Annotated in this window: 5 protein-coding genes; 1 reads left to right on the top strand and 4 read right to left on the bottom strand. The window is 69.9% G+C overall.

The window, feature by feature from the left end; genetic code table 11:
- The first annotated feature begins 189 nt into the window (after nt 1–189).
- A complete protein-coding gene (locus tag ACWDX9_RS35365; protein ID WP_449961784.1) occupies nt 190–1,047 on the top strand; it encodes a helix-turn-helix transcriptional regulator in 858 nt (285 codons plus the stop codon).
- 6 nt (nt 1,048–1,053) lie between these two features.
- Here the strand turns inward: ACWDX9_RS35365 and ACWDX9_RS35360 are convergent, their stop codons facing one another.
- The 4 genes from ACWDX9_RS35360 to ACWDX9_RS35345 are packed head-to-tail and all read right to left on the bottom strand — an operon-like array spanning nt 1,054 to nt 10,463.
- Nucleotides 1,054–4,314, bottom strand: a complete 3,261-nt coding sequence (locus ACWDX9_RS35360; RefSeq protein ID WP_449961782.1) for a DUF2961 domain-containing protein — start codon at nt 4,312–4,314, stop codon at nt 1,054–1,056.
- 11 nt (nt 4,315–4,325) lie between these two features.
- Complete coding sequence (locus ACWDX9_RS35355; RefSeq protein ID WP_449961779.1) at nt 4,326–6,359, bottom strand: N-acetylmuramoyl-L-alanine amidase; 2,034 nt, start codon at nt 6,357–6,359, stop codon at nt 4,326–4,328.
- 14 nt (nt 6,360–6,373) lie between these two features.
- Nucleotides 6,374–7,846 carry an FG-GAP repeat domain-containing protein gene (locus ACWDX9_RS35350; protein WP_449961776.1) on the bottom strand — a complete coding sequence of 491 codons (1,473 nt, stop codon included), beginning with the start codon at nt 7,844–7,846 and terminating at the stop codon, nt 6,374–6,376.
- Between the two features lie 13 nt (nt 7,847–7,859).
- Nucleotides 7,860–10,463: an FG-GAP-like repeat-containing protein gene (locus ACWDX9_RS35345; RefSeq protein WP_449961773.1), complete on the bottom strand. Its 2,604-nt coding sequence runs from the start codon at nt 10,461–10,463 to the stop codon at nt 7,860–7,862.
- Between the last annotated feature and the right edge of the window lie 54 nt (nt 10,464–10,517).

Below are 10,517 nucleotides of genomic sequence, written 5' to 3'. Positions count from 1 at the left end.
GCCGGCCGCGCGGACGGCCGGAACCCGGTCTCGGCCCGCGGCGAGAAGTCGTTGTACGAGGCCGCGCGCGACGTGCCCGCGCGCCCCGGTCACCAGAATCGTCATGCCACCAGGTTGGCCGCGCGGCCGGGACGGCGGGTAGGCCCCCGTGGGCCTGGGACTCGTGATACCAGGCCATGATGGAAGACGATGAAAAAGGACGAGCTGGGCAGTTTTCTGCGGAGCAGGCGCGAGCGGGTCAGGCCGGAAGAGGCGGGGCTGGCGCCCGGCCGCCGGCGCCAGACGCCGGGCCTGCGCCGCGAGGAGGTCGCGCTGCTGGCCGGGATCTCGGTCGACTACTACATCCGGCTGGAGCAGGGCCGCGGGCCGCAGCCGTCCGCGCAGGTGCTCGCCGCGCTGAGCCGCACGCTGCGGCTGACCGGCGACGAGCACGACTATCTGCTGCGGATGGGCGGCCAGGCCGCGGTCCGGACCGGATGCGCGCCGGAGGTTCCCGAGTACGCGCGGCGCCTGCTGGATCGCTTCGAGGAGTTCCCCGCCGTGATCGTCAACGTCTGCTGGGACCTGCTCGCCTGGAACCGGATGCTGGTCGCGCTCATCGGCGACCCGGCGGCCAGACCGCCCCGCCGTCGCAACACGCTGCGCTGGCTGTTCGGCGGCGCTCCCGCCCTGCTGAGTGACCACGCCGACCACGCCCGCCAGGCCGTCGCCGATCTGCGGGCCAGCGGCCGCTACCCGGACGATCCAGACGTACGGGAGATCGTGGACGAGCTGACGGCGGCCAGCCCGCTGTTCGCCGAGCTGTGGGCGGCGCAGGACATCGAAGTGCAGCGGACCGTGACGAAGCGAGCCATGCACCCGGTGGTGGGCGTGATGGAGCTGGATTGCGACGTCCTGCCCCTGCCCGGCGGGGAACATCGCATCGTCCTCTACACCGCCGCCCCGGGCTCGCCATCACACCGCGGGCTCCAGCGCCTGCGGGCACTCACCGAAAGCAGCTCGATGAGCCCGCTCCCGGAGGGACGGGAGCGGGCTCGGGTGCCGTGAGGCAGGTCAGCGGATCTGGCTCGGTTGCGGCCACTCCGTGCCGGCGGCGAAGTGGTCGTGCCACTTGATCGGCGTCGGCTGGAACCGGCCGGTCTCCGAGGTGGCCACGAACACGTCCGCGGCGTCGCCCCGCGTGAAGGCGATCACGTCGGCCTTGCCGTCGGCGTTGACGTCGCCGACGCCCGGGACCTGGTCGCCGCCCGCGAAGTTGTCGTGCCACTTCCAGGCGTTCTCCACGAACCTCCCGCCGTCGGACAGCGACACGAAGACGTCGGCCGCCGCGCCGCCGGTGAAGGTCGCGATGTCGTCGCGCCCGTCGCCGTCGAAGTCGCCGACGGCGGGCGTCTCGGAGCCGACGGCGAAGTTGCCGTGCCAGCGCCACCCGTCGTGCCGGAAGACGCTGCCGCTGGACAGCGCCACGAACACGTCGGCGGACGTGCCCCGGGTGAAGGCCGCGACGTCGTCCCGGCCGTCGCCGTCGAAGTCGCCCACGGCCGGGAGCTCGTCGCCGATCACGAAGCGGTCGTGCCACTTGCGCGACGCCCCGAACCCGGACCCGGTCGACAGGGCCACCCAGACGTCACCCGAGTCGCCCCGGGTGAAGGTCGCGATGTCGTCGCGCCCGTCGCCGTCGAAGTCGCCCACGGCGGGGATCTCCGTGCCGGCGGCGAAGTAGTCGTGCCACTTCCAGCCGTTCTGCACGAGTTTCGTACCGTCCGACAGCGACACGAAGACGTCGGCGGCGCTCCCCCGGGTGAACGTCACCGCGTCGTCGCGGCCGTCGCCGTCGAAGTCACCCGTCAGGGCGATCTCCTGGCCGACGGCGAACGAGTCATGCCACTTCCACCCGTCCTGCACGAACCTCGTCCCGTCGGAGAGCGAGGCGTACACGTCGCCGGTGCTCCCCCGGGTGAAGGTCAGCACGTCGTCCCGCCCGTCCTTGTCGAGGTCGGTGCGGGTGGGCGTGCCGGTGCGGCCGGAGACGACCGGCCCGGCGGCGGCCGTACGGCCTGACAGGTCCACCGCCTCCACCCGGTAGTACCAGGTCGCGCCGGCGGCCAGCGGGCCGTGGGTGAAGCCGGGCGCGCGGGTGGTGCCGAGCAGCGTGTTCTGCGCGGACGGCGAGGTGGAGCCGTACACGCGGTATTCGCGGATGCCGAGGTCGTCGTCCGGCTCGCGCCACGTGAGGTGCAGCGCGTGCCTGTCGCCGCCGACCAGGGACGGCCCCTCGCTCGCCGTGGGCGCCCGGTCGTCGGCGTGCTGCGCCGGGACGAGGCTGTCGGCGGCGTACCGGGCAGCGCTCCACGGAGGCGCGCCGGCCGTGGGCCGCAGCTCGACCCTGATGGAGGACTTGCCCGCGGTCGCGCTCACCGGCAGCGCGAACGTGTCCGCCAGCCAGCGCTGGGTGCCGTTGCCGAGCGGCTGCCGCCACTCGCCGACGTCCACCCCGTCCACCAGGACCCGGGCCGCCTGGCCGGCGGCAGCCTGGTCGGAGGTGCGCCGCAGCAGCACGCCCGCGTTGCCGCCGTCCACGCCGAGCTGGAACGACACGGGGCTCGACGTGGATCGCGTCACCCCGCGCACGGTCTGGTGGTCCTCGTCCCCCTCGTACACCGAGGCGAGCGTGGCCTGGGTGGCGGCGCCGCTCTCCCGGTAGTCGTGCGCGGCCCTGCCGGCCGCGTCGCCGACGTCGAGGACGCTCGTGCGGTGCGTGCCGAAGGTGGGCTGCGCGTAGAGGAACGCGGTGGAGCCGTACGTGGCGGGCTTGTCGTTCTGCGGGCCGTGCTCGATGCCGAACCTGAGCGCGGAGGAGAACTCCACGCCGTCGGAGAGCATGAGCCGGTACGCGGCGTCGCATTCGTACGGGCAGCCGCCGCCGGCCTTCTCGTGCGCCGGGTTGCCGGCCAGCGGATCGTTGAACTCACCGCGGTTGAAGTACCAGCCGGACTCGTAGAAGTCCTCGGTCCCGGTGCCGTGGAGCTGCGGCGTCAGCGCGCCGTCCACGTATGCGCGCTCGTCGCCCTCCAGGTACTCCCGCGTGAGACCTTCGGAGATGAGCCCGTTCATGGTGTGCGAGACGCCGACGAACTTGCCCCGTCCCGCGCGGTCGGAGAACAGCCAGTCGGAGTCACGGACGACCGAGCCGCGCCGCGACTCGGTGGCGAAGTAGCCGGCCTGGCCGCCGGGCGCGAGCGCGTCCGCCCAGGAGGCGTCGGCCGCGGAGGTGACCTGCACCTCCAGGTCGTCCAGCGTGCGCCCGGCGCCGTTGACCAGGCTGACCCTGGCCTCGGACCGGTACGGCATCGGCCACCACGTGGTGTACCAGCCGCCGCCCGCGGTGTCCACGGCGAACAGCAGCGACTTGACCGGGTACTCGCCCAGTCCGGCGCCGAAGAACTCGCCGACCGGCGAGTCGACGGTGGTCCGGCCGTCGAAGTCGAGCCGCAGCCGCAGCCCGGCCAGGGTGTCGTCGGTGGCCAGCGCGTCCGGGACCCGCACCCGCAGCGCGGAGATCGCGCCGGAGCCGGTCACCCGGGCGAACTCGCGCTGCTGCCCCGCCGTCAGGCTCGCCTTCTGGGTGACGGTCTGCGCGCCGGTCCGGGCCGGCTTGGGGTCGCGGGTGCCGGACGCCTTCAGCAGGTTGACGACGTCGGAGGCGTTCTCGGCGGGGTCGAACCGCCGCACCCCTTCCGCGTCGGGGAAGTGCCGGTAGGTGACGTGGTAGAAGAGCGGGTTGTGCTGCGTGTACACCCGCATGGACTGGCGGTACGGCATCGGCACCTTGATGTAGACGCCGCCCGAGCTCTGGTCGGCGTTGGCCACCAGCGGGAAGACGAACGGCCCGCCGACCTGCCCGTTGACCAGGCTCTGCAGCGGCGCGCTGACGACCACTGCGCCGTCGAGCTCGATGGTGATCGTGCCGGTGGCCGACACGTCGCCGCCGTCCCTGGTGAACCAGATCGAGGAGATCTCGCCGGCGCCCGCGTCCTCGGCGATCACGCACTGACTTCCCGAGGTGCGCAGGCAGGAGTACACGCCGCCGAACCCGTCCTGGAAGTTGGCGCCGGCCCGGTCGAAGCTGGAGAACTGCCGGGTCTGGGTGCCGGGGCTCAGGTACGGGAGCCGGTCGAGGCGACGGAACACGTCCCAGCCGATCGGCCCCTTGTCGGCTCCCGCCGCCGCGACAGCGGGCTGCGCTGTCACGGCGACGGGGGCGGCCACGAGAAGCAGGCTCGTCGCCAGCGCGGCGAGCAGCTTTCGCATCATCCGCGTGCCTTTCACAGGGTGGTCTCGCCGTTGAGACCGAAGAAGTCGTGCCACTTGACCCCGGCGCCGAAGGCCGTGGTGCCGTTCGACAACCCCACGAACACGTCATTCGTGGCGCCCTTGGTGAAGGTGACGATGTCGTCCTTGCCGTCACCGTCGAAATCACCGGTGTAGGGGAACTCGCCGTTCGGAGCGAACCAGTCGTTCCACTTCACGCCCGGACCGAAGCCCTGACCGTTCGAAATCGCGACCCACACATCACCGAGGCCGTTGTTGGTGAACGTGACGATGTCGTCCTTGCCATCGCCGTTCACATCAGCGATCCGGGGCTGCTCACCGGCGAGCGCGAAATTGTCGTGCATCTTCACCGCGGCGTTGAAACCCGTCCCATTGGACGTCGCCACGTACACGTCATTCGTCGAACCCTGGGTGAAGACGATGATGTCGTCCTTGCCGTCCCCGTTGACATCACCCACCGCCGGGAACTCGCCGTTCAAGGCGAACCAGTCATGCCATTTGACGCCGGCGCCGAATCCGTGGTCGTTGGACAAGGCCACGTACACGTCGTTGGCCGTGCCACGGGTGAACGTGACGATGTCGTCCTTGCCGTCACCGTCGAAATCACCGACCGCCGGCACTTCACCGCTCGGCGCGAAGAAGTCGTGCCACTTGGTCGCCGCCCCGAAGCTGTTCCCGGTGGACTGCGCCACGTAGACATCGGCATTCGCCCCCTGGGTGAAGGTGACGATGTCGTCCTTGCCGTCGCCGGTGAAGTCGCCGGTCAGCGGGACCTCGCCGCTCAGCGCGAAGTAGTCGTGCCACTTGACCGACGTGCCGTCGAAGGCGTTGCCGGTCGACTTCGCCACATAAACGTCGGCGTTCGCGCCGTGCGTGAAGGTGACGATGTCGTCCTTGCCGTCACCGTCGAAGTCCGCCGGAGAACCGCCCAGGAGCGAGCCGCCACCACCGTTGACGAGGGACATGTAGTAGTCCCAGTTCCAGTTCGGGCCGGGGTCGGTGTGGTCGTTGCCGGGGAGCTCGTTGTGGCCGACGATGTTCGCGCGGGTGCGCGGGATGCCCCACTTGTCGGCCAGGTAGCGGGTCAGGGCGGCCGACGAGCGGTACATCGCGTCGGTGAACCACGACGGGTTGTCCACGAAGCCCTCGTGCTCGATGCCCAGGGCCTCGGCGTTCGAGGACCGTGCGTGGTAGGCGGTGTCGGTGTCGCGGACCATCTGCGTGACGTCGCCGTCGGACGAGCGGATCACGTAGTGGGCGCTGACCTGCGCGGACGGGTTCTGGAACCAGCTGATCGTGCCGGCGTAGGAGCCCTGCGTGACGTGGATGACGATCTTGCGGATGGGGCTGGAGCGGCCGGGCGAGTAGTTGTTGCCGTTGCCGGGGACCCAGTGCGCCGGCGGGTAGTCGGTGCTCAGGATGCCGGCCTGGGGCTCACCGGTGGTGGCCGCCAGGGACCTGACCTTCTCGTACGTGCCGCGCTCCGGCCGCACCTTGCGCGGCTGGACGACGACCTCGGCCTTGATGCCCTGGGCGAGCAGGCCGTAGACGGTGTCGGCGTACAGGCGGGCCACCTGGTCGTCGGCGGCGCCGCCGTAGCGGGCGACGACCGGGTACCAGGCGTTGACGTCCTTGCGCTTCGACGCGCCGAGCCCCGCCTGGTCGGCGAGGGCGCGCAGGACCGCCGCGCCGCCGCGGATGTTGGCCGTGGTGTCGCTCTTCAGGTCGGCCTCGGACTCGCCGGTGAGCTTGGCGGCCTGTTCGAGGGTCTTGTGCTGCGGATTGCTCACCAGGTGCATGACGCCGTAGCCGTTGTCGCTGCTGGGTGCGCCGTTGTGGCCGTCGAGATGCGTCTCACCGTAACCGACCGCCACGAGCAGGTCCTTGGGGACCTGGTATTCCGCTGTCGCGTCGGCGAACGCCTTGTCCAGCCCGTCCGGCTGGGCGGCGACGGCGGGCCTGGCGGTGAGCAGCAGCCCGCCGACGGCCGCGCATAAGGCGGCCTTACGCACATGCTTCCACTGCATTGTTCCGGCTCCTTCTAGAGGGTGGTTTCGCCGTTGAGACCGAAGAAGTCGTGCCACTTGACCCCGGCGCCGAAGGCCGTGGTGCCGTTCGACAACCCCACGAACACGTCATTCGTGGCGCCCTTGGTAAAGGTGACGATGTCGTCCCTGCCGTCACCGTCGAAATCACCGGTGTAGGGGAACTCGCCGTTCGGAGCGAACCAGTCGTTCCACTTCACGCCCGGACCGAAGCCCTGACCGTTCGAAATCGCGACCCACACATCACCGAGGTTGTTGTTGGTGAACGTGACGATGTCGTCCTTGCCGTCACCGTTGACGTCCGCGATCCGGGGCTGCTCACCCGCCAGCGCGAAATTGTCGTGCATCTTCACCGCGGCGTTGAAACCCGTCCCATTGGACGTAGCCACATACACGTCATTCGTCGAACCCTGGGTGAAGACGATGATGTCGTCCTTGCCGTCCCCGTTGACATCACCCACCGCCGGGAACTCGCCGTTCAGGCCGAAGAAGTCATGCCATTTCTGGCCGGCGCCGAACCCGTTCCCGCTGGACAGGGCCACGAAGACGTCCTGGGTCGTCCCGCGGGCGAAGGTCGCGATGTCGTCCTTGCCGTCGCCGTCGAAGTCGCCGACCGCCGCGATCTCGCCGCCGGGCGCGAAGAAGTCATGCCATTTCGCGGCGGGACCGAAGCCCGTGCCGGTGGACGGCGCCACGTACACGTCGCCGCTGGAGCCGTGCGTGAACGTGACGACGTCGTCCTTGCCGTCACCGGTGAAGTCGCCGGTGTAGGTGGTCTCGCCGCCCAGCCCGAAGAAGTCGTGCCACTTCACCGACGTCCCGTTGAAAGCGGTGCCGCTCGAGGTGGAGACGTACACGTCGGCCGAGGCGTTCTTGGCGAACGTGATGATGTCGTCCTTGCCGTCGCCGTCGAAGTCGGCCGGTGAGCCCGCCTGCATGCCGTGCGTCCAGGCGGCCTCGTTCAGGAGCGAGCGGGCCTTGGCCTCGGACTGGTCGTAGCGGTCGGGGAAGGCGGAGCGCTGGACGCTCTGGGCGAGCTGCCCCGGGGTGTAGCCGGGGTTGGCCGCGTCGTTCCTGATGGCCCGGGTGAAGAAGGAGTTGGCGGCGAAGCTGACGTCGAGGATCTGCTCAGGGGTGCCCCATCCCTGGCTCGGGCGCTGCTGGAAGACGCCGAGGGAGTCCTTGTCGCCGCAGTTGAGGTTGTTCATGTGGGACTCGACCCAGCCGGCCTCGAACGCCGCGAGCATCACCTTGTCGTTGGCGTTGAGGCTGCGGCCGACCCGGTGGACGGCGGTCGTCACCCACTGGTCGTGGCCGGCGGGGACGGACGGGCAGGCGAGGAGGAGTTCGGCGTTGGAGCGGTGCTTGCCGGGGTCGGGGGCCGCCTGGGCGGGCATGGCCGAGGCGGCGGCGATCGCCAGCGCGCCCGCCGTGACGGATAACACGCGACCGATTCGGGACTTACGCATGATGTCTCCTGGATCAGAGGGTGGTTTCGCCGTCGAGGCCGAAGAAGTCATGCCATTTGACGCCGGTGCCGAAGGCGGAAGTGCCGTTCGACAACCCCACGAAGACGTCGTTCGTGGCGCCCTTGGTGAAGGTGACGATGTCGTCCTTCCCGTCGCCGTCGTAGTCGCCGACGTACGGGAACTCGCCCGCCGGGGCGAAGTCGTCGTGCCATTTCGTGGCGGCCTTGAATCCGGCGCCGTCCGACAGGGCCACGAAGACGTCGGCGGCGGGGTTGTTGGTGAAGGCGGCGATGTCGTCCCTGCCGTCGCCGTCGAAGTCGCCCACGCGGGGCTGGTCCGCGCCGGGCGCGAAACTGTCGGCCACCTTGGTCGCGGGGCCGAAGCCGTGGCCGGTGGACATGGCCACGTACACGTCCGCCGTGGAGCCCTGGGTGAAGACGATGATGTCGTCCTTGCCGTCCCCGTTGACGTCACCGACGGCCGGGAACTCGCCGTTCAGGCCGAAGAAGTCATGCCATTTCTGGCCCGCGCCGAACCCGTTCCCGCTGGACAGGGCCACGAAGACGTCCTGGGTCGTCCCGCGGGCGAAGGTCGCGATGTCGTCCTTGCCGTCACCGTCGAAATCGCCCACCGCCGGGACCTCACCGCTCGGGGCGAAGAAGTCGTGCCATTTCACGCCCGGTCCGAAGCCGTTGCCGGTGGACGGCGCCACGTACACGTCGCCGGTGGTCCCTTGGGTGAAGGTGATGATGTCGGCTTTCCCGTCGCCGGTGAAATCGCCGGTGTAGGGGATCTCCCCGCTCGGGGCGAAGAAGTCGTGCCACTTCGCGGACGCACCGAAGCCCGTGCCGGTCGAGGCGGCGGCCCACACGTCCGCGCTCGCCCCGTGGGTGAAGGCCACGATGTCGTCCTTGCCGTCACCGGTGAAATCCGCCGGCGAGCCGCCGAACATGGTCCCGCTGGTGCCCGTGTAGTACACCTCCAGTTCGGCGACGGAGGTGAAGGTGCGGGTGCCGCCGGGGGCGCCGATGACGCGCACGCCGTCGCCGTCCACCGGGTTGAAGCCCAGCTCGTACGTGCGGTTCGGGCCCGCCGAGTTGTCGTACGGGTAGTCGGGCGTGATGCGCAGCCCGGTGACGTTCACCCATTCGTGGTTCCTGCGGACCTGCACCCGCAGATCGCTCGCGAACCAGCCGCCGTCGCCGAACATCTGCCCGCTGGTGAAGGCGACCTTGTTCATCAGGTATTCGCGCGGCCAGGTGTAGCCCCACCAGCTCGCGCCCTTGCGCTCGTCGTTCCAGTCGTCCTCGCTCTGCGCCTTGTTGCCGTCGTTGTAGAAGCCGACGTTGCCGAAATGCGCCACCCGCTCGACGCCGGTCGTGCCCGGCTCGCGGGCCAGGTTCCTGGCGCCGTCGGGCACGTTGGCCGGGGTGGTGTCCACGTGCGGCTCCAGGCGCATCTTGCGCAGCGAGAACGTGTACGCCCAGTGCTGCCCGTCGGGGAAGCCGCCGCCGCACGGGCAGACGTTCGACTGCAGCCACATCGACTTGCCGTCGGCGCTGATGTACTTGGACGGGATCGTGGTGGCGTAACCGCCGTGCTTGGCCGTCGTCCACGGGTAGCCGCCGAAGTCCTTGCCGGAGAAGTGCTTCCACGGGCCCCACGGCGTCGGCGACTCGTAGAACTCGAAGGTGTACTCCGTCCAGGACGTGTAGAGGTAGCGGTTGAGCGGCTTGTTGTACACGACGCCGCCCTGGCTGAGCACGGTCAGGTTCTTGGCCCGGTTGGCGGTGTAGACGTCCTGGTAGATGCGCCGGTCGTCGTGCATGACCGCGACCCGCCGGCCGATGTCCGCGGACCAGGTGGGCGCGCCGGAGGCGGCGAAGCCGCTGACGAACTCCCAGGCCGACCGGTTCTGCACCTGGTCCTTGGGCACCCGGGCCAGCCACAGGTCCACCGGGTCGGGCACCCGGTTCGCGAAGGAGTCGCGCCAGTTGTGGTCGAGGCCGTAGGCGTAGACGTAACCGTCGGGGGCGTTGCCGTACGCCTTGCCGTAGTCCAGGAACATGATCGTGGTGAACACCCCGTTGCCGAACATCGGCCCCGACCTGTCCCACGTCCACGTCCTGCCGTGGTCGGTCGACTTCGCGATCGTCGCCGCCGGGGCGTCGTCGAAGTCGAACGCCAGGTCCTGCACGGCCAGGTAGAGCGTGCCGCCCACGCAGGCCATGCCGGTGGGCTTGCGCGTGTGGTTCGCCGTCCACACCTGGCCGACGTTGTCGCCGATCGGCAGCTGCGCGCCGGTCAGGTTGCCGGGCATGCCCGAGATGCGGGCCACGCCGATGTCGCTGTACACGCCCGCGAACCCGATGCCGTCACCGTAGGCGGTGTAGACGTTGTCGTCGTCGGACCAGCAGTTCGGCCACAGGTCGCCGTGGTTGCGGTTGTCGCCCGCGGCGGGCGCGCCGACCGTCGCGCCGGAGTCGATCTGCACGGTCGAGAAGAACGGGCTGGGCGGCGGCGAGGCGGCGGCCGTCGCCGCCGGGACGGCGGTGATGGTCATCGTGAGCAGCGTGGCCAGGCCCGCGCCCAAACATCGTCGAACGATCGAGAACATGACTTCTCCTGGCGGTGCGGGACTCCTGAGCGCATGGCAGTCAGGAGGCCGTGA

Source organism: Nonomuraea sp. NPDC003201 (assembly GCF_053590415.1).
Note: the sequence above shows the minus strand (reverse complement) of the source record. Positions and strands in the feature narration are given on the sequence as shown.

What these genes read in the sequence shown, in the direction of transcription:
- ACWDX9_RS35365 (WP_449961784.1), top strand. Translation starts at nt 190, where the DNA reads ATGAAAAAGGACGAGCTGGGCAGTTTTCTGCGGAGCAGGCGCGAGCGG.
- ACWDX9_RS35360 (WP_449961782.1), bottom strand. Translation starts at nt 4,314, where the DNA reads ATGATGCGAAAGCTGCTCGCCGCGCTGGCGACGAGCCTGCTTCTCGTG.
- ACWDX9_RS35355 (WP_449961779.1), bottom strand. Translation starts at nt 6,359, where the DNA reads ATGCAGTGGAAGCATGTGCGTAAGGCCGCCTTATGCGCGGCCGTCGGC.
- ACWDX9_RS35350 (WP_449961776.1), bottom strand. Translation starts at nt 7,846, where the DNA reads ATGCGTAAGTCCCGAATCGGTCGCGTGTTATCCGTCACGGCGGGCGCG.
- ACWDX9_RS35345 (WP_449961773.1), bottom strand. Translation starts at nt 10,463, where the DNA reads ATGTTCTCGATCGTTCGACGATGTTTGGGCGCGGGCCTGGCCACGCTG.